General features: G+C 67.0%; 24 protein-coding genes, 1 tRNA gene and 2 pseudogenes. 19 read left to right on the forward strand and 8 right to left on the reverse strand.

All coding sequences use genetic code 11. From position 1 onward, the window contains the following. The 4 genes from ASV56_RS02255 to ASV56_RS23365 are packed head-to-tail and all read left to right on the forward strand — an operon-like array spanning position 1 to position 5,190. Positions 1-1,947 (forward strand): hypothetical protein, encoded by a 1,947-nt coding sequence (locus tag ASV56_RS02255; protein ID WP_062560617.1) that lies wholly within the window; start codon positions 1-3, stop codon positions 1,945-1,947. Then, complete coding sequence (locus ASV56_RS02260) at positions 1,947-2,738, forward strand: hypothetical protein (protein WP_062560618.1); 792 nt, start codon at positions 1,947-1,949, stop codon at positions 2,736-2,738. The genes ASV56_RS02255 and ASV56_RS02260 overlap by 1 nt, the downstream gene beginning before the upstream one ends. Beyond that, a complete protein-coding gene (locus tag ASV56_RS02265) occupies positions 2,738-5,017 on the forward strand; it encodes a sulfatase-like hydrolase/transferase (protein WP_062560619.1) in 2,280 nt (759 codons plus the stop codon). The genes ASV56_RS02260 and ASV56_RS02265 overlap by 1 nt, the downstream gene beginning before the upstream one ends. Continuing rightward, positions 5,014-5,190, forward strand: coding sequence for a hypothetical protein (locus ASV56_RS23365; RefSeq protein ID WP_156429047.1), 177 nt, complete (start codon positions 5,014-5,016; stop codon positions 5,188-5,190). The genes ASV56_RS02265 and ASV56_RS23365 overlap by 4 nt, the downstream gene beginning before the upstream one ends. Here the strand turns inward: ASV56_RS23365 and ASV56_RS02270 are convergent. Further along, on the reverse strand, positions 5,177-6,094 hold the full coding sequence (locus tag ASV56_RS02270; RefSeq protein ID WP_156429048.1) for a hypothetical protein: 918 nt from the start codon (positions 6,092-6,094) through the stop codon (positions 5,177-5,179). The genes ASV56_RS23365 and ASV56_RS02270 overlap by 14 nt on opposite strands. Before the next feature lie 223 nt (positions 6,095-6,317). Between ASV56_RS02270 and ASV56_RS02275 the strand changes: the two genes are divergently transcribed. Genes ASV56_RS02275 through ASV56_RS02320 form a run of 10 tightly spaced genes read left to right on the forward strand, consistent with a single transcriptional unit; the run spans position 6,318 to position 13,752 of the window. Beyond that, a complete protein-coding gene (locus ASV56_RS02275; protein WP_062560621.1) occupies positions 6,318-7,508 on the forward strand; it encodes a phage tail sheath subtilisin-like domain-containing protein in 1,191 nt (396 codons plus the stop codon). A 10-nt stretch (positions 7,509-7,518) separates the two neighbouring features. Continuing rightward, positions 7,519-8,016: a phage major tail tube protein gene (locus ASV56_RS02280; RefSeq protein WP_062560622.1), complete on the forward strand. Its 498-nt coding sequence runs from the start codon at positions 7,519-7,521 to the stop codon at positions 8,014-8,016. Positions 8,017-8,030: 14 nt separating this feature from the next. Beyond that, positions 8,031-8,312, forward strand: a complete 282-nt coding sequence (locus tag ASV56_RS02285; protein ID WP_062560623.1) for a phage tail assembly protein — start codon at positions 8,031-8,033, stop codon at positions 8,310-8,312. Positions 8,313-8,338: 26 nt separating this feature from the next. Further along, complete coding sequence (locus ASV56_RS02290; RefSeq protein WP_062560624.1) at positions 8,339-8,467, forward strand: GpE family phage tail protein; 129 nt, start codon at positions 8,339-8,341, stop codon at positions 8,465-8,467. Beyond that, on the forward strand, positions 8,460-11,051 hold the full coding sequence (locus ASV56_RS02295) for a tape measure protein (RefSeq protein WP_062560625.1): 2,592 nt from the start codon (positions 8,460-8,462) through the stop codon (positions 11,049-11,051). Before ASV56_RS02290 ends, ASV56_RS02295 begins: the two co-directional genes overlap by 8 nt. Beyond that, the gene (locus tag ASV56_RS02300) at positions 11,044-11,454 is read left to right on the forward strand and encodes a phage tail protein (protein ID WP_062560626.1); all 411 of its coding nucleotides are present in this window, start codon (positions 11,044-11,046) and stop codon (positions 11,452-11,454) included. The genes ASV56_RS02295 and ASV56_RS02300 overlap by 8 nt, the downstream gene beginning before the upstream one ends. After that, the gene (locus ASV56_RS02305) at positions 11,451-11,663 is read left to right on the forward strand and encodes a tail protein X (protein ID WP_062560627.1); all 213 of its coding nucleotides are present in this window, start codon (positions 11,451-11,453) and stop codon (positions 11,661-11,663) included. The genes ASV56_RS02300 and ASV56_RS02305 overlap by 4 nt, the downstream gene beginning before the upstream one ends. Further along, complete coding sequence (locus ASV56_RS02310; RefSeq protein ID WP_253879830.1) at positions 11,660-12,652, forward strand: hypothetical protein; 993 nt, start codon at positions 11,660-11,662, stop codon at positions 12,650-12,652. The genes ASV56_RS02305 and ASV56_RS02310 overlap by 4 nt, the downstream gene beginning before the upstream one ends. 12 nt (positions 12,653-12,664) lie before the next feature. Next, positions 12,665-12,901: a hypothetical protein gene (locus tag ASV56_RS02315; protein ID WP_062560628.1), complete on the forward strand. Its 237-nt coding sequence runs from the start codon at positions 12,665-12,667 to the stop codon at positions 12,899-12,901. Then, complete coding sequence (locus ASV56_RS02320) at positions 12,901-13,752, forward strand: hypothetical protein (RefSeq protein WP_062560629.1); 852 nt, start codon at positions 12,901-12,903, stop codon at positions 13,750-13,752. The genes ASV56_RS02315 and ASV56_RS02320 overlap by 1 nt, the downstream gene beginning before the upstream one ends. Positions 13,753-13,828: 76 nt before the next feature. Here ASV56_RS02320 and ASV56_RS02325 read toward each other — a convergent pair whose 3' ends face one another. The 3 genes from ASV56_RS02325 to ASV56_RS02335 form a co-directional block, all read right to left on the reverse strand. After that, the gene (locus tag ASV56_RS02325) at positions 13,829-14,404 is read right to left on the reverse strand and encodes an IS3 family transposase (protein ID WP_082724707.1); all 576 of its coding nucleotides are present in this window, start codon (positions 14,402-14,404) and stop codon (positions 13,829-13,831) included. An 8-nt stretch (positions 14,405-14,412) separates the two neighbouring features. Then, positions 14,413-14,709, reverse strand: a complete 297-nt coding sequence (locus ASV56_RS02330; protein ID WP_062560391.1) for a transposase — start codon at positions 14,707-14,709, stop codon at positions 14,413-14,415. A 77-nt stretch (positions 14,710-14,786) separates the two neighbouring features. Next, positions 14,787-15,593: a hypothetical protein gene (locus tag ASV56_RS02335; RefSeq protein WP_156429049.1), complete on the reverse strand. Its 807-nt coding sequence runs from the start codon at positions 15,591-15,593 to the stop codon at positions 14,787-14,789. 138 nt (positions 15,594-15,731) lie between these two features. Between ASV56_RS02335 and ASV56_RS22440 the strand changes: the two are divergent. The 3 genes and pseudogenes from ASV56_RS22440 to ASV56_RS22445 all read left to right on the forward strand — a co-directional run. Further along, a pseudogene (locus ASV56_RS22440) lies at positions 15,732-16,276 on the forward strand (IS5 family transposase); the annotation flags it as partial. A gap of 113 nt (positions 16,277-16,389) precedes the next feature. Next, positions 16,390-17,421: an IS110 family RNA-guided transposase gene (locus ASV56_RS02345; protein WP_062560594.1), complete on the forward strand. Its 1,032-nt coding sequence runs from the start codon at positions 16,390-16,392 to the stop codon at positions 17,419-17,421. A 332-nt stretch (positions 17,422-17,753) separates the two neighbouring features. Then, a pseudogene (locus ASV56_RS22445) lies at positions 17,754-18,670 on the forward strand (IS5 family transposase); the annotation flags it as partial. A gap of 88 nt (positions 18,671-18,758) precedes the next feature. Here the strand turns inward: ASV56_RS22445 and ASV56_RS02355 are convergent. Continuing rightward, a tRNA-Arg gene (locus ASV56_RS02355) sits at positions 18,759-18,835 on the reverse strand. Positions 18,836-19,035: 200 nt separating this feature from the next. Further along, entirely contained in the window at positions 19,036-19,524 is a 489-nt protein-coding gene (locus ASV56_RS02360; RefSeq protein ID WP_062560631.1) for a GNAT family N-acetyltransferase, read from the reverse strand. Between the two features lie 161 nt (positions 19,525-19,685). Between ASV56_RS02360 and ASV56_RS02365 the strand changes: the two genes are divergently transcribed. After that, the gene (locus tag ASV56_RS02365) at positions 19,686-20,411 is read left to right on the forward strand and encodes a molecular chaperone DjiA (RefSeq protein ID WP_062560632.1); all 726 of its coding nucleotides are present in this window, start codon (positions 19,686-19,688) and stop codon (positions 20,409-20,411) included. Positions 20,412-20,471: 60 nt separating this feature from the next. Beyond that, entirely contained in the window at positions 20,472-20,936 is a 465-nt protein-coding gene (locus ASV56_RS02370) for a hypothetical protein (protein WP_062560633.1), read from the forward strand. Here ASV56_RS02370 and ASV56_RS02375 read toward each other — a convergent pair. Together ASV56_RS02375 and ASV56_RS02380 are read right to left on the reverse strand one after the other, a co-directional pair. Then, the gene (locus ASV56_RS02375; RefSeq protein WP_017997932.1) at positions 20,933-21,361 is read right to left on the reverse strand and encodes a Fur family transcriptional regulator; all 429 of its coding nucleotides are present in this window, start codon (positions 21,359-21,361) and stop codon (positions 20,933-20,935) included. The two genes, ASV56_RS02370 and ASV56_RS02375, sit on opposite strands and share 4 nt — an antisense overlap. A gap of 49 nt (positions 21,362-21,410) precedes the next feature. Then, positions 21,411-22,154, reverse strand: coding sequence for an SDR family oxidoreductase (locus tag ASV56_RS02380; protein WP_062560634.1), 744 nt, complete (start codon positions 22,152-22,154; stop codon positions 21,411-21,413). Between the last annotated feature and the right edge of the window lie 3 nt (positions 22,155-22,157).

The raw sequence follows: 22,157 nt of genomic DNA on the forward strand, positions 1-22,157 counted from the left end.
ATGACCTCGCCCATCATCGTGGACCCCAAGAAGCTCGCGGCCTCGGGTATGCCGGTGTGGTTCCAGGCGCTGATTGTTCAGCTGGTCAGGCTGGCCAACCGGCCGGCGGTCAAGGGTGCGCCTGGTCGTGGTATCCGCACGGTCGCGGTCGATCCCGGCACCGGTGCGATCACCCTGACGCTGACCGATGGCGCGACCCAGGCGACGCCGGCCCTGAAGGGCGATCCCGGCCGCGGCGTGTCCCTGGTCGAGGTCGACCCGGTGACCGGCGCCTTTACCCTGACCCTGACCGACGGCAGCCAAACCAGCTCGCCGGCCCTGAAGGGCGCCGACGGCGATGTCACCGCGGCGCAGCTCACCACAGCCCTGCGCTCGGTGGAGATCGGCGGTGTGGTCGATCGGGGCGATACCGCGATCCTGGCGACGATCAGCGGCCAGCCGGTGGCAGGCTTCGATGCCGAGGGCCGGCTAATCGCGGTGGCCGCGCCGGCGCTGATCGACGGCATGTTCGCCGGTGCCACGCCAGCGCAGGCCGACGCGCTGACCCGGGCCTCGGCCTATGTGCAGAGCCTGATCCTCGACACCGTCCTGGAGCGCGGCGACGTGGCCGAGCTGGCCCGGCTCAATGACCGCGCCGTGCTGACCATCCTGCCCAGCGGGCACGTGGATCTGCGCCTGTCCGCAGATGCGGTGGCGGATGTGCGCGCTCGGCTCGACCTCGACCAGCTGGTCGCGCTGTCGGCGCCGCTCTCGGCCGACCTCGCGGGCGACTACGATGCCTGGGACGTTTGGCAGCGCGGCGAGCTGACCTATTTCACGGGCAATCTGTGGGGTTCGACCCCGCGCGGCTATGTCCGTCGAGGCAATGGCCTGCCTTGGGCCGTAGCGCCGTCCATCATGCCGCTGCGCCTGGTCACGGGCGACCACGTCGCCAACGCGCTGCCCTCGGCCGCGCCCGACCGCTGGGCGCATATCGCCACGCTGGGCGACGGCGCCGACCAGGACGGCTTGGACGGCGCTGTCCCGAGCGGCCCCACAGCAGATCTGACCCGGGCCGGTGCCGGCTTTGCCGCCCTCTCCGCCGACCGCGGTCTCGCCGCGCGCACTGGGGCGCTCGCCCGCTATGGCGTCCGCTCCGAGGCGGTCGAGGGCGCGACGCTGGCGGATTTGGCAGCCGGGCAGCCGCTCGCCAATCTGGTCCGCGCCCGCGCAGAGTTTGCTCGCCTTGGGCAGCTCTACGGCGGTCAGGTCGCGACCGAGAGCGTCACCATCCTGCACAGCGGTGGGGCGGCCAGCGTGACCGCCTATCGCGACGCCCTGGTCGCCTTGGCCGGGACGCTGGTCGAGGAGACCGGCGCTGCCCAGGTCAATGTGATCCCGCCGGGCGGCACTTGGGCCAGCGGTGACGATCCAGCGATCCTCGGCGCGGTCGAGGCCCTGCGCACCCGGGGCGCCATTCCGCTGGTGCTGGTCTCGCCCGTGCATTGGTGCGGGATCCGCACCGGCACGCTGGCCACGCCCGATGGCACGTCCATGACCATGCTGGCCGAGCTCGATGCGCTGGCGACCGCTGCCGGCACCGGCTGGCACGGACCGGTGCCGTATCAGGTCAGCCGCGACCAGCAGGACGGGATCTTCGTCTGGGTTGATTGCGAGGTGATGGATGGGGTCGACTTGGTCGCGCCGACCTATGGCGTGACCTATTCGGCCTCGGCCATCAACAACATGACCGTCGTCGCCGATCCGATCACCGGCCGCATGACGCGCCTGCAAATCCGTCTGGCGACCGGCGTGCCGGGCGTGCTCTCCATCGCTTATGGCGCCACGGGTGCGGACGAGACCCGCTTCGCCAATCGTTGCGACATGCGCGACAGCTGGGGCGCGGCCAGCGTCACCGGCCAGACCTTGCGCCGCTACACCCATCCAGCCCGCTTCGAGGTAGCCTGATGCCCGCGATCAATTACACCGCAACCAGCGCGCCCGCCGTCAACCTGGGCCTGCGCAACTGGACAGACCGGGCGCGCCAGCTCGGCAGCCTGGTCGGCTGGTGGACGCTGCACAGCGGCCGCTGGACCGAGGAGGCCGTCGCCGGCGTCCAGCGGATCACCGGCTGCGCCGCGCGCGTCGGCGAACAGCCCCTGACCAAGACCAGCGCCAGCCTCGGCCCGCGCCCGGCGACGATCGGCGGGCTTAGCTGCGCTGATTTTACGACCGGCGAGTTGAACGGGCTGCACCTGGATCAAGTCGTGCAGCGCGACAATGTCGGCGTCGTCGCCATCCTTGGCCTGGGCTCGGTGGCTCCGGTCCAGAACCGCGACTTGATCGGGCTATACGGCAACGGCGACGCGATCCGGGTCTGGCGCACCGGCGCCGGCAACTGGAACTGGCGCGTGGGCTCGACCGAGGCAGCCGGCGGAACATTCGCCTGGGCCGAGGGACCGCTGATGGTCATCGCGCAACGTATCGGCACGGCAGTCGCCCTGCGCCTGCGCTCACGCACCGCCACCGGCGCGGTGCTGACCGGCGCTATGACCACGGCCAGCGTGCCGACGGCGGTCAAAGTCATCCTCGGCCAGGACGAGATCTCGGATGGCCATGTCAACGCGGCGCCGAATGCAAGCCGCGCCTGGTCGGAATACTGGTACGAGGCCGCGATCCATGCCGGCCCGGTGCTGACCGATCCCGACGTGCTCGCCTTCTGGGACGACTATTTCACCACCGTTTACGGAGCGGCCTGATGCCTGTCACCACTCGCAAGATCGTCAAATACCTCCTGGACGACATGCCGCGCTATGACCACCTGCGCACGGCTTTCGGGGTCGAATTGCAGACGCCCAACCTGGACGCCCTGACCGCGCGCGGCTTCGTCAGGTTCGGCCGGACGATGTGTCATGTCCCTGTCTGCGGTCCGTCGCGCGGCGCCATGATGACCGGCTGGCCGGCACCGAAGTCGCAGTATTTGAGCCTTCAGCAGCAGGAGTGGCACCAGTCCATCCCGGTCCGCGACAACATAGCGTCGGTGCTCAAGCGGTCCGGTTTTCAGGTCGGTTCGGCCGGGAAATACATGCACGGATACTATGGCGAGGGCCCGAACCAGGCCGTGCAGATGTTCCATGAACAATTGGGCACGGTCGGCTCGCCCGGGAACCTGCTGACCGGGCCATGGGCAACGAACTATTACCCCGACGCGCCCTATGGCTGCATCGGCGTCACGGGGATGGATCAGCATTTCTACGACAACCAGGTCAAGGACTGGATGGTCTCGCGCATCAGCCAGCACGCCAGCGGTGCCTATGCGGTCGACAAGTCCTGGGCGCTGCTCTGCGGCTCGATGCACCCGCATACGCGCTACGAATGCCCGGCCCAGTTCTACGAGATGTATGACCCGGACCTGATCATCCAGCCGCACGACATGCTGCCCGAGGTCTGGAAATACGTCAGCGAGTTCGGCGAGCGGTTCCAATCGAACAGCATCATGAAGGACCGGGGCGACAAGTGGAAATACAGCGTCTGGGGCTGGCTGGCCTCGATGTCGCATGTCGATGCAATGGTTGGCGAGATCGTCGCGGCGATCGAGGCCCGGCCGGATGCCGATGAGATCATGGTGATCATCACCAGCGACAACGGGTTTCACCTGGGCGAGGGCGACCAATGGAACAAGATGACCGCCTTCACCCAGGCGACCGGCGTGCCGATGTGGATCAAGCCGCCGGGGGCCGCCGCCGTCACCGATGTCGGGATTACAGTCGGGCATCTGGACCTTTACCCGACCATGCTCGACTACCTCGGCCTGCCGGCGCAGCCGCGCTTGGAAGGGCAATCGCTGCGCCCGCTGATCGAGGGCACCGCCGGCTATGAGAACCGCGGCGCCATGAGCTTCGTCTATGGCGCGGTCGGCTATGAGCGCTGGCCCTATCACTTCATCGACTGGCCGAACGATGAATCGGAGCTCTACGATCTGAGCATCGATCCCTGGGGCGTGAACAACCTGGCGGGCGACAATGCGCTGACGCAGGAGATGGCGTCGCGATGCGTGATCGAAAGCGCGCGCTATGGGCTGATCCCGACAAGCGGCGCGCTGCCCACGGTGAAGGACGCCGTCAGCTATGTGCTGCAAAACGGGACCACCACGGCGGGCGGCACCGGCCGCGATGTCTATTTCGCCTATGCCGATCCCGCTTCCCCTTCCGAGGTTGTCGATCCGCATGGCACGGACAAGCTGGTGCTGACCGGTTGGGATGCCAGCCTCGACCAGGTCGTGACCTACACGCTGCCGGTCGGGATCGAGGATCTGACCATCGGCGTCACCCGCTCGACCTATAACCCGGTGATCCACGGAAACGATGGCGACAATCTCATTTTCTCGCCGGGCAAACAGCTGACGGTCTACGCCCTGGGCGGCAACGACACGATCCGGGGGCCGGGCAATATCGAGGTCCACGGCGGTGCCGGCGACGACTACATGGAGGCGGCCGACAGCCGCGACAAGCTCTATGGCGACGACGGCGACGATACGCTCGCCGGCGCGGCCGGGGCGCACCGTGACGGCGGCGCCGGCAATGACCTGCTGTCTTGGCAGCTGCTGGCGGGCATCGGCATCGGCGGCGCCGGTAACGACACGATCCTCGGCGGCTCGGGCGATGACATCATCGACGGCGGCTCGGGTGACGACAGCCTGTCCGGCGGCGCCGGAAACGATCTGATCCATGGCGGACCGGGGGCCGACACAATCGACGGCAGCCAAGGCAATGACACGATCCACGCTGGCGCCGGCGACAGCGTGACCGGCGGCCCCGGCGCCGACCGTTATGTGATCGCGCGCGGCGGCACGGTCCAGATCGGCGACTGGGAGGTGGGCGAGATCATCGACATCTCGGCCTGGGGCAACCCGGCGCCGGCCGTCATGCAGCTGGCGGTCAATGCGGTGCTGGTCTCGGCCGGGCCGATGGGGGTCATGATCCGGTCGGCCGCGGCGATCACCACCGTCCAGGTCCAGGCCGCGCTGGTGACGGCATGAGCGACCGCGAGGATCTGCCGCAGCCCGGCGCCACCGAGGCGCAGGCCCTCGGCTGCAACTGCATGCTGCGCGATGGCGAGGGCGGCTTCGTCGATCCGCGGTGGCCGCAGTGGATCACCGTGCAATGCCCGCTGCATGGCGCGGGCGGCACGGATGGCCCTAGGAAACCTTGAGACCAGCTTGCTCGGCCGTCCTGCGAACGGCCGGCACCAGTATCATCCGCCGATCCCCCGATGCGGCCGCCTCATCGATCACGCGCTGCGCTCCTTCCTTGTCGCCCATGCGGATCAACAGGTTCACCAGCATTCCGAAAAACCGCTTGGACGGGGCAATCGCCAGGCTCTTGCGCAGTTCGACCAATGCTGCCTGCCGATCCGTCGCGATCAAGCTGCGACCTCGTTCGCCGTGATAAATGGCGGTGCCCTCGGCCGGCGGGTCGAATGAGATGATCTCGTCTCGCTCGATGATGCTCAAGACGATAGGTTTCAGGAGCCGGGCTTGGGACAGTGTGACCAAAACGGTATGTCCCGCATACGGAACCTCTACCGCTCGGAAATTGGGATAGGCCGGCGCCACCAAGTCCCTGATCAGATGGGCGTCGTTCTTGATCTTCGGGTCGAAGATCACCACGGGTTGGTGCTCGGAGAGCGGGCCGTCCTTGATGTCGCCATGCGTCACGGGCAGATCGCTGTAAGCACGCAGCTTCAGCGGTCTCCAGGCGGGCAGCATCGGTGCCGCGGCGATCATGCGGGCGTTGACCGACCCGCCGTAATAGATCGCGGCATAGGCTCCCAGGCTGGAGCCATATGTCACCACGTCGCGGCCCGCGCAGAATTCGGTTGTGGCAGATCGAAATGCCTCGATCGACAGACCTTGGAACTGAGTGCCGTGGCGCTGGGCCACATAGATGGTGTCCCAACCACGCTCCAGGCAAAACGGCGTCCCAAAACCTTCGTCGGCAAGGTCCGACGGCTGACCTCCAAAGGTGATCACGATACGCTGGCTTGGTCTCTCGCAGGCACGATGCAGCGTGATTCGGTAGTCGGCGTGATCTGTCAGCACAGTTTTCGAGGTCACCGAGTCGCTCCGTTTCTATTGGGCGGACAATGCTGATCTCTACCTCCGGGTGCAAGGTTACCTCCCTTCTTGAAACGCGACCTTTGACAGCCGGGCGGGTCATCTGGCATGTTCATCGGACCTGCCACGACCCGGCGACCGCAGCCCCTGAATGTTTTCAGGGGCTATTTCATTGCCCGTTCAAGCGACATTCACCCGACCTGATTTTCGGAGATGTCGCCCTATGCCCAGCTTCCTGCACGGGATCGAAACCGTCGAGATCGATGACGGCATTCGCCCTATCGAGACCGTCAAGTCCTCGGTCATCGGCTTCGTCGGCACCGCGCCCGATGCCCTCGCCGCCGACTTCCCACTGAACACGCCCGTGCTGGTGACGGGGCCGCGCATGGCCGCCACGCTCGGCGCCACCGGCACGCTGCTGGACGCCTACAACGCGGCCTACGCCCAAGGGGTCAATACGGTGATCGTGGTGCGCGTGACCGCGGGGGCGACACCGGCCGAGACCCTCTCAGCCGCCGCCGGCGTCGCCGCGAACGCGACCGGGGTCTGGGCGCTGCTCAACGCCGCCAACGTCCTCGGCCTGACGCCGCGCATCCTGGCGGCGCCTGGCTTCACCAGCTCTGCCGCCGCCGATCCGGCCAACCCGGTGACGCAGGCGCTGATCTCGGTCGCGAACCGGCTGCGCGCCGTCGCCATCGCCGATGGTCCGAACACCACCGAGGCCGACGCGATAACCGACCGGGGCAAGTACGGCTCCAACCGGCTCTATATCGTCGATCCGGCCGTGCGGGTCTGGGACGCCACAACCAGCGCCTATGTGACCCGCCCGGCCTCGGGCTTCGTTGCCGGTGCCCTCTCGGCCGTGGATGCCGCTAAGGGCTTCTGGTGGTCGCCGTCGAACCAGGTGCTCCAAGGCGTTGCCGCCACCGCGCGGCCGATTGGCTGGGCGATTTCGGATCCCGACACCGAGGCCAACCGCCTGAACGAGGAAGAGATCGCCACCATCATCCGCAAGGACGGTTTCCGGCTTTGGGGCAACCGCAGCGCCGGCGAGGCGACCGACACGCAATGGGCCTTCCTGCCGGTGCGCCGCACCGCCGACATGATCTATGAGAGCATCGAAGGCGCGCTCTTGTGGGCCATGGACCGGCCGTTCTCGGCCCAGCTGCTGCTCGACATCAAGGACAGCGTGCAGTCCTACCTGGACGAGTTGACCAACCGCCGCGCGATCCTGGGCGGCGCGGTCTGGATCGACCCCGAGCTCAACACCGAGGCGACGCTGAAGGCGGGCAAGCTCTACCTCAATTTCGACATCGAGCCGCCGGCGCCGCTGGAGCACCTGACGCTGCAAGCGCACCGCAACGGCGATTACTACGAAGAGCTCGTGCTCTCCGTCACCGGCAACCAGCAGTAAGGAGGCACCCATGGCGCTGCCGCGCGTGATCAAGAACTTCAACGCCTTCTGGGACGGCATCAGCTATTTCGGGCTGGCCGAGTCGGCCAAGCTGCCGGCTGTCAAGATCCAGACCGAGGCGCATCGCGGCTCGGGCATGGACGGGCCGGTCGGCATCGACGTGGGCCAGGAGGGCATGAGCTCGGAGATCACCTTCACGGAATGGTCTCCGGTGATCCTGGGCAAGCTCGGCAAGCAGGAACGCTTCGTGTTCCGCCCGGCCATGTCCAGCGCCACCGATTTCGATGCGAGCCCGATCATCGCCACCATGTCGGGGCTGATCACCACCAGCGAGCCCGAGGATCTGAAGCCGGGCACCGTGTCGAAGCTGAAGATGATCATGGACGTGCGCGCCTACCGGCTGGAGCTGGACGGCACCACGGTCTTCGACATCGACCTGGTCAACGGCAAGCGCGTCATCGGCGCCACCGACCAGCTCGCCGAGCTGCGCCGCGCCATGGGCATCTGAAAAAGGAGATCGCAATGTTCGGACCCAAGAAACTCGTCCAGCCGCTGGGCGACATCACGCATGTCTCGCTGCGCAAGCCCGATACGGGCAGTCTGCGCGGCCTGAAGCTGACCGACATCCTGCAAATGGATGTCGCGGCCCTTTCCAAGCTGCTGCCCCGGATCAGCGAGCCGGCCCTTCTGCCGGATCAGGTGGCAAGCCTGGACCCGGCCGATCTGCTGACCCTGGGCTCGGGCGTGATCGGTTTTTTCGTGACGGAGGATCAGATCGCGGAAGCCGAGCAGACGCTCCAGTAGAGCTGCCCGACGACATCGAGGAGGCCATGGCCGATCTGGCCGTGGTCTTTCACTGGCCGCCGGACGCGCTGTCCGGGATGAGCCTGGAAGAGCTCGGCCGCTGGTGGGCCAAGGCCCGGGCGCGCGCCGCACCTGCCGAGGACGCCGATGGCTGACCTGAATGTCCAACTGATCCTGCGCCTGGTCGATCGCGCGACGGCACCCGCGCGGGCCGCCATTCGCGCGATCGAGCGTATTGGTGGCGAGGGTCTGATGCGCCAGGCCCGGCAGGTCGAGGCCGGGGCGCGCATGATGGGGCGCGGCCTCGCCGACGTGCGCTCGGCGGCGCTGACAGGAACGGCCGTGGTGGTCGGCTATGCCGGCGCCGTGGCCGGGCTTGCCGGCAGCTTCCTCGGTCCAGCGGCCGAGATGGAGCGTTTCACCGTCCAGCTCCGCAACCTCGAAGGCGGGGCCGAGGGCGCCGACCGGGCGATGCGCTGGATCATGGACTTCGCGACCCGCACGCCCCTGGAGCTGAACCAGACCGTCTCGGCCTATGCCCGGTTGCGCGCCTTCGGCATCGATCCGACCAATGGATCCTTGCAGGCGCTGGTCGATACCATGGCCGCCTCGGGTCAAGGCGCCGAGCAGCTGGACGGGCTGGTGCTGGCGCTGGGTCAGGCCTGGACCAAGGGCAAGCTTCAGGGCGAGGAAGCCTTGCAGCTGCTGGAACGCGGTGTGCCGGTCTGGGATCTGCTGGGCCAGAAGCTCGGCAAGAACGCCGCCCAGCTGCAAGAGATGGCCTCGAAGGGCCAGCTCGGCCGCAAGGAACTGACGCTGCTGATCGAGGCCATGGGCGAGCGCAACAAGGGCGCATCGGATGCCATGGCGCAGACCTGGGACGGCATCCTCTCGAAGATGTCGGATTTCTGGTACCAGTTCCGGGTCATGGTGATGAACTCGGGCGTCTTCGATTACCTGAAGACCCGGCTCAACGAGATCTTCAGCTATTTCGACGCCATGGCGCAGGACGGCCGCTTGCAGGCCATCGCCGACATGGTGGCGCGGCACATGCTGACCGCGCTCGACGGGATCTGGCGGTTTGCCCTCGGCGTGCGCGACGCCTGGCAGCGGCTCTATCCGATTTTGGCCGCCGTGGCCGAGCAGCTGGGCGGTTGGGACCGTCTGGGCTGGCTCGCCGCCGCCCTCATCATGCGCGGCACGCTTTTCCAGTTGATCGGCGGCTTCGGGCGGCTCGGTTTCGGTGCCGGCCAAGCGGCGCTCGGCATCCTGTCGATGTTGAGCCCTCTGAACATCGTGCGCACCGCCGCGCTGGCCTGGATGGCGACCGGCATCGGGGCAGCCGTCGCCGGCATTGCCTTGGCGGGCGTCTGGATCTGGCGTAACTGGTCGGGGCTCGCCGTGTTCTTCAGCGAGCTGTGGTCGGCCTTCCGCGATGCGTTGGGGCCGGCCGCGCCGATGCTCGACGGCATCATCGAGCGCCTGTCGCGCCTGAGGGCATGGGTGTTGCGGATCACCGGCCCGATCGACGAAAGCGGCGAGGAATGGCGGCGCTGGGGCCGGCTGGCCGGCACGGCCATAGGCCAGACCGTGCGGGCGATCAGCGACTGGGTGTCAGAGCATCCAGGGCTGGCCCGCGCGCTCGGCTATACCATCGCCGCCCTTGGTGCGATCCGGCTGCTGCTGACCCCGGTCACGGGTGTCTGGCGCGTCTTCTCGGCCGTGGCCGGCGGGCTCGGGACGGTGCTGGGGCTGGCGGCGAGGGCGCTGATGGGTCTCGGCCGCGCGGCGCTGGTCACCGGGCGGATGATGCTCGCCAATCCGATCCTGGCGGTGATCGCCGCCATCGCTGGCGCCGCCTATCTGATCTATCAGAACTGGGACACGGTCGGGCCGTGGTTCCGCCAGCTCTGGGACAGCATCACGGCGATCTTCTCGGGCTTCATGGAATTCGTCACCGGCATCTTCACCGGCGATCTCGGCCGCGCCTTCGACGGGCTCAAGCAGATCGGCGACGGGCTGCTCGCCTATTACCGCACGCTCTGGGATGGCGTCGTCGGCGTGTTCACCTGGGCTTGGGAAAACGGCATCGCGCCGGTTCTGGACGCTCTCGGCCTGCTCGATCCGGTCATCGCGGCCTGGGAGTCCTTCAAGGTTGCCATCGGCGTGGTGCTGGACTGGATCAGCGAGAAGTTTTCCGCGCTGATGACGGTGATCCAGCCGGTGCTGGATGGTCTCAAATGGGTGCAGGACAAGGGCGCCGCCGTTTTCAATTCCATGAACGGCAGCCGCGATGGGCCGATCAGCAGCGGCTATAATGGCGTTGCCAGCAACAACGGCAGCCCCATCCTGCCGCCCGGCGCGGTGCCCGGTGTCACGGTTCCCGCCCGCGCCCTGGGCGGGCCGGTGCGCGCGGGCCAGATCTATCGCTGGCAAGAGGAGGGCGCCGAGCTCTTCGTGCCGCGGACCGATGGTCAGGTCATCTCGAACCGCCAGCTGCGCGCCATGCAGGCCATGGCCGAGGCGCCGCGCAGCCTGCGCATCGTGCAAGCGGACCCGAGGTCGGTTGCAGCCGGCAGCTCGGCCGGGCGCTCGATGCGGCTCGATCTGGGCGGCATCTCCATCAACGCCGCCCCGGGCATGGACGCGCAGGCCGTCGCCCGCGCGGTCCGTCGCGAGATCGAGGCACTAGCCCGCGAGCGCGGCTTTGCCCTGCATGATGGAGGCGACTATGCCTGAGATCGGCCTCAGCCTGGTGATGATGGCGCTTGGCGCCTTCCGCTTCGGCGTCAACCGCGCCAATTATCAGCAATTCACTCGCGCCGCCTCCTGGCGTTGGGAAGCGCAGGACCGCGTCGGCCGCCGGCCGGCCCTGCAATTCCTCGGCCAGGGCACCGATGAAATCACCCTTGAAGGGGTGATTTACCCGCATTTCAAGGGCGGCTTGCGGCAGGTCGAGCTGATGCGCCTGGTGGCCGACCAGGGCGAGCCTCTGATCCTGGTCGATGGGCTCGGCTGGGTCTGGGATCGCTGGGTCATCGCCGCCGTCGAAGAGCGAAAGAGCCTGTTCTTGGCGGACGGTGCCGCGCGCAAGATCGAGTTCACCATGCAGCTCATGGCCTATGGGAGCGACGCGGCATGAGCAGCCTTTATCGTACCATCGACGGCGACATGCTGGACGCGATCTGCAAGGCGCAGCTCGGCTCGGAAAGCCACATCATCGCCGTGCTGGAGGCCAATCCCGGGCTCGCGGCGCTCGGGCCGGTCTATCCGGCCGGGGTGCTGATCACGCTGCCCGATGTCAGCGCGCCGGTGGCCGCAGGGCTGATCCGGCTCTGGGGCGCGACATGAAGCCCGCGTTCCGAATCGTCGTCGATGGCGCCGACCGCAGCGCAGTGATCGGCGACCGGCTGATCAGCCTCCTGGTCACCGACGAGGACGGCCGCAAGGCCGACCGGGTCGAGATCGAGCTCGACAACCGCGACAGCCGCATCGCCTTCCCCGAAATCGAGGCGCGGCTGGAGGTCTCACTGGGCTTTGCCGGCCGGCAGTTGGCGCCGATGGGGATCTATGCCGTCGATGGCGTCTCCGGGCGCGGTCCGGTGCGGACACTGTCGATCACCGCGACCGCCGCCGACCTGAAGGGCGAGATCCGCGCGCCGCGCACCCGATCCTGGATCGACCGCTCGCTGCCACTGATCGTCTCGGCCATCGCCGGCGAGGCCGGGCTGAAGCCGCTGGTCGGCGAGAGCCTGCGCGGCATCCGCTGGCCGTTCCTGGCGCAGACGGCCGAGAGCAACCTGCATTTCCTGACCCGCATCGCGGCCGAGCTCGACGCAACCTGCAAGCCGGCCGGCGGCGCGCTGATCGTACAGCGCCGGGGCGAAGGCCAGACCGCTGCCGGCGACAGGCTGGAGCCGGTCACGATCCGACCGCTGCGGCTCTCGGACTGGAGCTGGTCCTTGGAAGGGCCGCACCGTCTACCGGTCGGCCGAGGCGGAATGGACCGAGACCGGCACCGGCGTCACGCACAAGGTCAAGGCCGGCTCGGGCACGCCGCTGAAGAAGATCCGCCATCCCTTTGCCACCGAGGCCGAGGCCACCCGCGCCGCCGAATCCGCGCTGCAAGGTGCCGGCCGCGCGGCGATGGAGATCACCTGCACGCTTTCGGGCTTCGAGCCCCGGCTGCTGGGCGGCGGCACTGTCACCCTGGCGGGGCTGGAGCCCGCGCTGAACGGCGAATGGCACCTGAAATCGGTCAGCCACCGGCTCGACGGCGGCGGGCTGGTGACCGAGTTCCAGGGCGAAAAGGGCCGGGAATGACCCCGGCCGACATTTGAAAGAAGAGCGACATGCCGCAATACCGCATCACCGGGGTCTGGTCAGACCCCATCGCGCTGCAAGCGCGCGACATCGTGCAGAATCAGAGCGAGTTCCTGATCGAGCTCTGCCCGCAGGATCCTGAAGTGGACCCGACCCGCCTGCGCCTGCCCGAGATCACCGGCAGCATCCAGGTCGATGCCGCCCTGACCGTGCGCGCCCGCTGCCTGAACGGCACCGGGACGCTCGCCGTGGTGCGGGGGTTCTGATGCTGCTCGACCTGCGCGGCTTCTGGCCGGTGCGTCGCCTCGGGGCGCTGAAGGGTGGCAGCGCGCCCGCCGCTCGGGTGGTGCTGGGCGAGGACGAGAGCCTCGGCATCTCGGCGCATTCCTTCCTCTACCAGGCCATGGCAGCAGCGCCGGACGGGGGCAATTTGCCGGGCTATTGGTCGGGGCCGATCTTCACCCATTACGCCGGCTTCAGCTCGGCCGCAGAGCGGTGGGCGGCCAACGGCCCCGACCGTGCCGGCGCCTATTCCGGCGCGCTGATCATCACCGAGATCGGCGACCTCTCGACCGGCCTGGCCGAGCCGAACTCAGCAGAAGGCGCCATGAGCTATCAGGCGTTCTTCAACTTCGCGGTCACGGCGCGCACCAAGGGCTGCAAGCTGATGCTGATCTACCCGCCGCATTCGCCCGAAGGCGCCGACCTCGATCTGGAGACGCTGCGCAAGCTCTGGCGGCTGGTGCTGTGGCTGCGCGCCCGGCCCGAGACCGAGGGGCTGGGTGTCTTCCTTCTGCCGGCACCGCTGCTGGTGCGCGCGGCAATCGACATGATGGCGCCTGCCTCGATCTATGCCGACGGGCTGCATTTGCGCGGTTCGGTCTATCCGGCGCCGGGCAACCGGACCAATGACGCGCTGGCGCAGATGATCCGCATGGCGCTGACCGGCGCACGGGTCGAGGACGATCCGGCATGGGACGCGGAGATGCTTGCGTTGGTCGAGATCGCATGGCAGCTCGTCCGAGACCATGCCTGCACCGGCCTCGGCGGGCCGGGTCAGATCGACCCCTGGCCCATCACAGGCGACCCGCTGCCCGCCCCGGTCATGCCCGAGTGAACGGGGCGTTTAAGGGAGGTGTTTCGCAAAAATCGTCTGCTGCAAATCTTGGTGTCACAACGTGCAAAAATTCGTGTCACGCTACACAGGCGAAGGACGTGAACTGGCTGCCCTGGTCAGTGTTCATGATCCCCGGCGCGCCGAAGCGGTGGATGGCCTCCTTCAGCGCCTCAACGCAGAAGTCGGCCTCCAGCGTGTTCGAGATGCGCCAGGCCAGAACCTTGCGTGTGAACCAGTCCATGATGGCCACCAGATACAGGAAGCCGCGCCGCATCGGCAGGTAGGTGATATCGGCGCACCAGACCTGGCCGGGACGATCCACCCGCAGCCCGCCCAGCAGGTAGGGCCAGGTCTTGTGGCCCTTCCTCGGCTTGCTGGTGTTGGGCTTCTGATAGATCGGCATCAGGCGCATAAGTCGCATGAGCCGCCGAATGCGCTTCTGGTTCACGCCATGGCCTTCGTTCTGCAGGTGCCAGGTCATCTGGCGAACCCCATAGAACGGCGTGTCGAGGAACTGCCGGTCGATCAGCCGCATCAGGCCGAGGTTCTGATCCGTCTCTCCAGCCGGCTCGTGGTAGAACGACGAGCGCGAGATCGACAGCAGGCGGCACTGCGCCCCGATGGACAGCGCCGGGTGGTTCCGTTCGATCATCCCACGCCTCACTTTCCGGTCCACGGCTTGAGCTTTCGTGACAAAAAATCGTTGGCGACAGCCAGCTCCCCGATCTTGGCATGCAGTGATCGGACCGTCTCTTCATCCACCTCCGTCGAGGGCTTCTTGCCGCCGCGCTCGAAGATATCCGCAGCTCCGTCGAGCAGCGCCTTCTTCCATTGATGGATCATCGTCGGATGCACGCCGTATTCGCCCGCCAGCTCTGACACAGTGCGCTCGCCCTTAACGGCCTCGAGCGCCACGCGCGCCTTGAAGCCCGCGTCATGGTTTCTGCGTTTCCGCATTCCTGATCTCCTCGTTCTTGGAGACCAGCAAACGTCAGATCGTAGCTTCCGTCACTGTCCGATTTCCGGGGAGCAGCTCACCGGTCGGTATAGGTCTTGTTGTCGGAGGCGAAGGCATGAACGGCCTTCATCTCGCTGAACTGCGCGCTCCATTTTGAGTTGAGCTTGCAGAGTTGTGCCAACTGGGCCTTAGGCAACGCCGCTCCGGCCTCCGCCGTCAGCTTCTGAAGTTCGACAGTGCAAAGTGTGCGCACGTTCCGTTCGGAACGCCCATTCGCCAGAAGGCCACGCGCGACACCAGCAAGTTTGCCAGCAATGCGAGCCTGAACATCCTCGGTCAGGCCGCAGTTGGCGTCCCAAGCGCGGGTGATCCTCACCCGCCGCTGCCCGCGATCATTGCGGGCGCTCGGAAGCAACTCGGCCGTGTTCGTTTCGGCAGCATTGACCCAATCGCGCAACGTTCGTTCCGCCACAGGCTGCCACCTTCCGCCGATCTGGTGTGCTGGTTGCGCAGCAACATCGCGAAACGCCTGCGCCCGCTCGGTCGAGCGGCGCTTCATGGCGAGGATCGGCGAAATGATGCGCTGCCGGTCCAAAGCGACGCTGACCTGCCGGTCGCCCGCTCGGCCTTTAAGGCTCTGTTCAGAGGGCATTGAAAGGGCTGTTTCAGCCCGCTCATCCAGCCCGAGTTTGGCAAGAACTTCCGGTGGGCAGAGGTCGAGCCGAAGCCCCCACGCTGCGCCACCTTTTCCGCCCCGCTGACCCGAAATCCGTTCAACCGGAAGCTTGATCCCGTTCCAGTAGCCTCGCTGTAGAGCGGCTTGCGCACCTCGAAGAGAAAGGTCCGAAAAACCGGAAAGCTCATGGGCAGACAGCCGGGTCAACGTGTGCCCTCAACCGTTCTTAGAAACGCGATCCCGAGAGACGTTGCCCGCGCTCCAGTCCGCTGCCCGGACAATGAGAAGATGACGGCTTGCCGAGTGTAACCAGTTTCGCGGCTGCCGCGCCTTTTGACCGTTCCGAAGACGGTGATGATCGATGCAACCTCCCTGAAGATGCACCGCTCGGCGACCAGCCTGCGGTCGGAAAAGGGGGACCCGGCGATCAAAGGAGCCGTCTGATCGCGCAAAGGGCGGCATGAACACCAGGCTGCATGCCGTGACCGATGCCGAAGGCCGCCCGATCCGCGTTCTCGGGGGCCATGATCCCCCGGATCATGGCCTTATCCCTCGCATGACCGCAGGCCAGGTTAGTGACTACACGGGGGCCGCCGCCCTGCTGGGCAGCCCTGCCAAAGGCGGACTGGGTGCTGGCCGACCGGGGCCATGATGCCGACTGGTTCATAAATGCGTTGAAAGACAAGGGGATAAGGCCCTGCATCCCGGGCAGGAAATCTCGTGGCAAGCACGACAAGCACGACAAGCGACGCTACAAACGCCGAAACCGCATCGAGATCATGTTTGGCAGGCTGAAGGATTGGCGCCGGGTCGCCACCCGCTACGACAGATGCCCGAAGGTCTTCCTGTCTGCCGTCGCTCTCGCCGCCACCGTCATGTTCTGGCTATGACACGTGAACGAGATGCCGTAACGGGGCCTGCGTCGCGACCCGCCCGTTACCGTTGCAAGATTGAGGGCAAGCTGGCGCCATTCCCGTATCGGATCTACATGGAGGACTGCGGGATGAAGCTGTTTGTCGGGCTGGATGTGTCGCTGGAGAAGACCGCGATCTGCGTGATCAGCGAGCATGGGAAGATCGTGAAGGAGGCGCAGGTGGCCAGCGAGCCCAAAGCGCTGTCGTGCTGGATCTGCGACCAGGACGGCGCAATTGCCGCCGTCGGGCTTGAGGCTGGCCCCTTGTCGCAGTGGCTGCATCGCGGGTTGTCAGATGCGGGACTACCTGTCGTTCTAATGGAAACCAGACAGGTAAAAGGCGCCCTGAAGGCCATGCCGATCAAGACGGACCGGCGGGATGCAGAGGGTATTGCACGTCTGATTCATCTTGGTTGGTTCCGACCCGTTCATTGCAAATCGGTGTCTGCACAGGAGGTTAGAGCGGTGCTCAGCGCTCGTAAGGCTGTGCAACAAGGGTTTATCACGCTGGAAATGTCACTGCGCGGGCTGCTGCGGAACTTCGGGCTCAAGGTTGGCACCATATCCCGCGGCAGGTTCGAACAGCGTATCCGCGAACTGGCGGCGGGCAACCCGATGCTGGAAGCGGCAACCGAACCCATGCTTCGCGCGCGCGCGGCGCTGCGGCGAGAGCTGGCGGGTCTTGAACGCAATGTCCGTCAACTCTCCCAGGAAGATCCGGTCTGTCGTCGGCTGATGTCGATGCCCGGGATCGGCGCCGTCGTGGCGTTGACCTATCGATCCGCTGTCGATGATCCCGCCCGCTTCACATCCTCGAAGAAGGTCGGACCATGGGTCGGCCTGACGCCGTCTCGCAACCAGTCGGGCGAGCGCGACATCTCGGGCGGGATCACCAAGGCAGGCGACGTCAACCTTCGACGCGCGCTGTGCCAGGCCGCAACCGTCATGATGCATCGTGGACGGGCGAGCTGGCTGCGAACCTGGGCGGCAAAACTTGCGCGCCGTCGGGGTGCCAAGCGCGCGATGGTTGCGCTGGCCCGCCGCATCGCCGTGATCCTGCACCGGATGTGGAAGGATGACACCGACTTCCGTTTTGACATTCCCGTGCTTCATGCCGGCTGAAGACACAGATTCCAGACTGCTGCCCGCCTGATCGCGGGCCTTCGAGGTCCCCACGGGACGCGGTTCCGGTGATGCCGTGCTCAGGACTGATGCCGATCGTATCGAGCACGCCAATGAGATGGGCACATCGGAATTGCATTGAACCAGCATCATGTTGGCAGCCACAGCGCTGACCACGGACCGAAGCATGCACCCGGGTCGATCTCAGGCGAAGGCTGCCGAACAGGGAAGCAGATCACTTTCTCAAAGAACAAGACCGCGCGCTCCGGCGGCACATCCCGTATGCGCAAAACCGCTTGACTGGGACGACCCCGTTACCGAAGTCCTGACCCTGGTTCGATCCCGCCATGAAGTGGGAGGCCGCGCCGACCGGCAGGCGCGGGCGACAATGTGACTATAGCGCTGCCGCGATCCAGACCTGCCGACGATGCAAGTGCTGTTTGGGATGGCACTCAGGCAGATCGAGCCATGTTGCGCCACGGGTTCGAGCAACCATGGCGAGGCGGCTTCGTCGAGAGCCTGTTGCGGCCGGCCTGGACTGGGACGTGCCGGACTTCAGCACGCTGTCGCGGCGCCAGAAAACCTTGAAGGTCAACATCCCCTCGCGGTTCAGACGGCCCATTGCACCTGCTGGTCGACAGCACCGGGATCAAGGTCGAGGGTGAAGGCGAGTGGACTGAGGAGGGTCAGCAAACAGTCCGGGGGACTGTTTGCCCGACGAAGGCGCAAGCATGGTGGCACGAAGCGGCGCATCTGGCGCAAGATCCACATTGGCATCGACGAAAAATCCCTGGAAATCCGTGCGGCCAAGTTCACCACCAGCGACATGGGCGATGCACCCATGCTGCCCGAGTTGCTGGACCAGATCCCGCCCGATCAGGAGATCGCCAGCGTCACCGCCGACGGTGCCTTCGACACGCGCAAGTGCCACGATGCCATCGCCGCCCGTGGCGCCGCGGCAATCATCCCACCCCGCAAGAACGCCAAACCGTGGACACCCGATACCGCCGGGGCCATCGCCCGCAACGACATCCTGCGACCATCAAGGCGTGTCGGGCGAACGATCTGGCGACGATGGAGCGGCTATCACCGCCGAGGCCGCGCCGAGACCAAGATGCACTGCGTCAAACTCTTGCGGCAGCGCCTGTCCGCCAGGGACTTCGACCGTCAGGTCGCCGAGTTCCAGCTCCGTGTCGCCGTGCGCAATGGCTTCACCGCGCTCGGCATCCCCGTCACGGAAGTCGTGGGACGAGGCTGTCTCGGGAAAGGGCTACTCCGACCCTCAGCCGATTTGGGCAACAGAGTCCTACTTTGCGTAAGTTCGGCGCATGAGGATTTGGCGACCCCGGGACGACTCGAACGCCCAACCTAGTGATTAGAAGTCACTTGCTCTATCCAGTTGAGCTACGGGGCCGTGATTCCTCTGATAGCGGTTCGGAGGACGGTTCGCAACCTGCGACCACCTTCCTTACCGGTTGTATTCGCGTCCATATTTGGCCCAGAGTCGGACCTGGAAGGCGCCTGCTCGATCCAGCCAAGCCACGGGGCCGTGTCGCTTGCGCGACCGCGCCGCACCCGGCAGTCATGGCAAAGGACGGCGGCTGAATCAACCGCTCAATCGGCGCCGGACAGATCCAGCGTCATGAAGACGCTGTTCGGATCCGGGACATAGTCGCCGAAGGGCCCGCATTCGACGAAACCCGCCCGGGCGTAAAGCCCCCGCGCCGCGACGAAGGTCGGCTGCACGCCGGTCTCCAGGCTCAGCCTGGCCAACCCATCGGCGCGGGCATGGTCGATCAGCGCCGCCAGCATGCGGCGGGAATGGCCGCGACCGCGCGCCTCGGACAGGACATGCATCGACTTGATCTCGCCCAGGCCCGGCGCGATGCGCTTGACCGCGCCCATGGCCAGCGGCCGGCCGGCCTCGCGCAGGACGAAAAAGCCGATCTCGGGCCGCTCCAGCGCGGCGCGCGGCAGCATGTGGATCGACTCGGGCGGCGTGTCGGCATGCATGTCCTCGGTGTGGCGCTGGAACAGCAGCGCCAGATCCGGCGCCAGCGGGCTTTCGCGCCCGATCACCACATCCCCGTCAATTGCCGCCATGAACGCCCCCGAAGCCTTGCCGCATCAGGCATAGCAGCGCGCGGGCGAATTGCGAAGCCCCGGTCACGCGCGGCCCTCGCGCCGCAAGGCCGCAGGGGAAACCGCGCAACTTGCGGGAATGTCAGTGGACTTGACCGGAAGGGCCGCCTAGGCTGGATGCCATGGACGCCGCGATCAGGGAAAAGACCTCGACCTGCCCGGAACTGCCGAAGCCTCGCAGCTTCTGGCAGCGCATTGCCGATCGGCTGGCGGCGATCGTCGGTGCGCGCCGGCCCGCAACCCCGCCCGAGAAATCCGTGGCCTTCACCATCGCGGTCATCGCCCTGGGGGCCAAGCTCGCCAAGGCCGACGGCGCCGTCGCCCGCTCGGAGGTTGCGGCCTTTCGCCGGGTCTTCATCATCCCGCGCGCCGAGGAAAAGAACGCCGCCCGCGTCTTCGACCTGGCGCGGCAGGACGTCGCCGGCTTCGACGCCTGGGCGCGACGTATCGCCGCCATGTTCCCGCCGGGCGATCCGGTTCTGGCCGACGTGATCGAGGGGCTGTTCATCATCGCCGTCGCCGACACCGACCTGCACGAGGCCGAGATCCTGTTCATCGACGAGGTGGCGCGCATCTTCGGCCTGCCGCCCGAGCAGCTGGCCACGATCCGCGCCCGCCACGACCGCCGCCAGGGCTGCCCCTCCTGCGAGGTGCTGGGCGTGGCGCCCGACACGCCGCTGTCCGAGGCGCGGCGGCGCTGGCGCGACCTGGTGCGCGAGAACCACCCCGACCGCGCCATCGCCCGCGGCCTGCCGCCCGAGGCGATCCGCCTGGCCGAGGCCCGTACCCGCGCCATCAACGAGGCCTGGGACACCTTCCGCACCATGCATGCGCCGCGCCCGGCCTGAGGCGGGAACCGGCGGCCATCGGTGCGGGTTTTGCCTGCAAACAGCCCCGGGGACCGGACCATGCGCGCTTTTTCCCACCTGATCCTTGTCGCGGCGCTTGCCGCGGCCCCGGCGTTTGCGCAGGTCTATGAGCCGCCCAAGGCCGACGAGCCCGCGCCGGAGGACTCGCTGGAAAGCGGCATCGAGAATTTTCTGAACAACCTTCTGGGCCAGGCGCAGCCGCATCTGGACCGGCTGGGGCGCGATCTGGGCGATACGCTGGGTTCGGTCGGGCCGGTGTTCAAGGACATTGGCGCGCTGATGGACGACGTGAGCAACTACCAGGCGCCCGAGCGGCTGGAGAATGGCGATATCCTGATCCGTCGCCGCGCCGATGCGCCGCCGCCGCCCCCGGTCGGCGACGCGCTGCGCGAGATGCTGCGCCCGGCGCCCGAGGACGATCCGCGCCTGAACCCGCCGATGGCGGACCCGGATGCGCCGCGTCCCCTGCCCGACCCGGACCCGGAAAGCGAGATCGCGCTCTAGGGCTGGCGCTTGCGGCGGACGTAAAGCTCCAGCCGGTGGCGGACGATCTCATAGCCCATCTCGGCGGCGATCTCGGCCTGCAGCCGCTCGATGCGCTCGTTCAGGAACTCGATAACCTCGCCGGTCTCGACGTCGATCATGTGGTCGTGGTGCTGGCCGTCGGCGGTTTCGAACCGTGCCGGCTCGCCCTCGAATTCCAGCTTCTGGATCACGCCCTGCGCCTCCAGCGCCGAAAGCGTGCGATAGACGGTTGCCAGCGAGACCCCGGCCCCCGCCTCGGTCGCGCGGCGGTGCAGCTGGGTCGCGTCGGGATGATCGGCGGCATCGGCCAGCACGCGCAGAAGCGCCGCCCGCTGGCGGGTGATGCGCACGCCGGCGCGGCGCAGCGCCTCTTCGAAGGCCAAGGCTCGGGCTTCCGTCTCCATGTCCTTTCATCACCCGAAGCTGCGCCGACTGCAACCGGCATGATCGGCATCAGACCGTGCGGCCGCCGTCCACGTCGAGGATGACGCCGGTGATGAAATCCGACTCGTCCGAGGCCAGATACAGCGCGGCATTGGCGATGTCGCGCGGCTGCGACAGCCGGCCCAGCGGGATGGTCGCCAGGAAACGCGCGCGGTTTTCGGGCGTGTCCGGGCAGCCCATGAAGCGCTCCAGCATCCCGGTCTCGCCCATGACCGGGGCGATGGCGTTGACGCGGATGCCGTCCGGCGCCAATTCCACCGCCAGGCTGCGGGTCAGCGTGTTCACCGCGCCCTTCGAGGAATTGTACCAGGTCAGCCCGGGCCTCGGCCGGCTGCCCGCCGTCGAGCCGACATTGATCATCACGCCCGCGCGCTGCTCGCGCCACCAGGGCACGACGGCGTGGCACATGTGAAAGATCGACAGCACGTTCACGTCATAGATGCGCCGGAACGCGGTCTCGTCGGTCGCGAGCAAGGGACCGTTCGGCACGGTCCAGCCGGCGTTGTTCACCACGATCTCGAGCCCGCCGAACGCCGCCCGCGTCCGCGCCACGGCATCCGCGACCTGCGCGCCCTGGGTCACGTCGCAGGCCAGCGCCAGGCCGCCGATTTCCCCGGCGACGGCCTCGGCCGCGCCGGCATCGATGTCCAGCACCGCGACCCGCGCGCCCTCGCGCGCGAAGGCCCGCGCGATGCCCCGCCCGAAGCCCGAGCCCGCCCCCGTCACCAATGCCGTCTTGCCTTGCAGCCGCATGTC

Origin of the sequence: Paracoccus aminovorans, assembly GCF_001546115.1 — a bacterium.
GTDB classification, from domain to species: Bacteria; Pseudomonadota; Alphaproteobacteria; order Rhodobacterales; family Rhodobacteraceae; genus Paracoccus; species Paracoccus aminovorans_B.

Coding starts and splice junctions, on each gene's coding strand:
- ASV56_RS02365 (WP_062560632.1), top strand. CDS start 19,686: ATGGACGCCGCGATCAGGGAAAAGACCTCGACCTGCCCGGAACTGCCG.
- ASV56_RS02345 (WP_062560594.1), top strand. CDS start 16,390: ATGAAGCTGTTTGTCGGGCTGGATGTGTCGCTGGAGAAGACCGCGATC.
- ASV56_RS02325 (WP_082724707.1), bottom strand. CDS start 14,404: ATGATCGAACGGAACCACCCGGCGCTGTCCATCGGGGCGCAGTGCCGC.
- ASV56_RS02255 (WP_062560617.1), top strand. CDS start 1: ATGACCTCGCCCATCATCGTGGACCCCAAGAAGCTCGCGGCCTCGGGT.
- ASV56_RS02380 (WP_062560634.1), bottom strand. CDS start 22,154: ATGCGGCTGCAAGGCAAGACGGCATTGGTGACGGGGGCGGGCTCGGGC.
- ASV56_RS02260 (WP_062560618.1), top strand. CDS start 1,947: ATGCCCGCGATCAATTACACCGCAACCAGCGCGCCCGCCGTCAACCTG.
- ASV56_RS02265 (WP_062560619.1), top strand. CDS start 2,738: ATGCCTGTCACCACTCGCAAGATCGTCAAATACCTCCTGGACGACATG.
- ASV56_RS02330 (WP_062560391.1), bottom strand. CDS start 14,709: ATGCGGAAACGCAGAAACCATGACGCGGGCTTCAAGGCGCGCGTGGCG.
- ASV56_RS02295 (WP_062560625.1), top strand. CDS start 8,460: ATGGCTGACCTGAATGTCCAACTGATCCTGCGCCTGGTCGATCGCGCG.
- ASV56_RS02370 (WP_062560633.1), top strand. CDS start 20,472: ATGCGCGCTTTTTCCCACCTGATCCTTGTCGCGGCGCTTGCCGCGGCC.
- ASV56_RS02285 (WP_062560623.1), top strand. CDS start 8,031: ATGTTCGGACCCAAGAAACTCGTCCAGCCGCTGGGCGACATCACGCAT.
- ASV56_RS02305 (WP_062560627.1), top strand. CDS start 11,451: ATGAGCAGCCTTTATCGTACCATCGACGGCGACATGCTGGACGCGATC.
- ASV56_RS02300 (WP_062560626.1), top strand. CDS start 11,044: ATGCCTGAGATCGGCCTCAGCCTGGTGATGATGGCGCTTGGCGCCTTC.
- ASV56_RS02310 (WP_253879830.1), top strand. CDS start 11,660: ATGAAGCCCGCGTTCCGAATCGTCGTCGATGGCGCCGACCGCAGCGCA.
- ASV56_RS02315 (WP_062560628.1), top strand. CDS start 12,665: ATGCCGCAATACCGCATCACCGGGGTCTGGTCAGACCCCATCGCGCTG.
- ASV56_RS02320 (WP_062560629.1), top strand. CDS start 12,901: ATGCTGCTCGACCTGCGCGGCTTCTGGCCGGTGCGTCGCCTCGGGGCG.
- ASV56_RS02275 (WP_062560621.1), top strand. CDS start 6,318: ATGCCCAGCTTCCTGCACGGGATCGAAACCGTCGAGATCGATGACGGC.
- ASV56_RS02280 (WP_062560622.1), top strand. CDS start 7,519: ATGGCGCTGCCGCGCGTGATCAAGAACTTCAACGCCTTCTGGGACGGC.
- ASV56_RS02375 (WP_017997932.1), bottom strand. CDS start 21,361: ATGGAGACGGAAGCCCGAGCCTTGGCCTTCGAAGAGGCGCTGCGCCGC.
- ASV56_RS02290 (WP_062560624.1), top strand. CDS start 8,339: ATGGCCGATCTGGCCGTGGTCTTTCACTGGCCGCCGGACGCGCTGTCC.
- ASV56_RS23365 (WP_156429047.1), top strand. CDS start 5,014: ATGAGCGACCGCGAGGATCTGCCGCAGCCCGGCGCCACCGAGGCGCAG.
- ASV56_RS02360 (WP_062560631.1), bottom strand. CDS start 19,524: ATGGCGGCAATTGACGGGGATGTGGTGATCGGGCGCGAAAGCCCGCTG.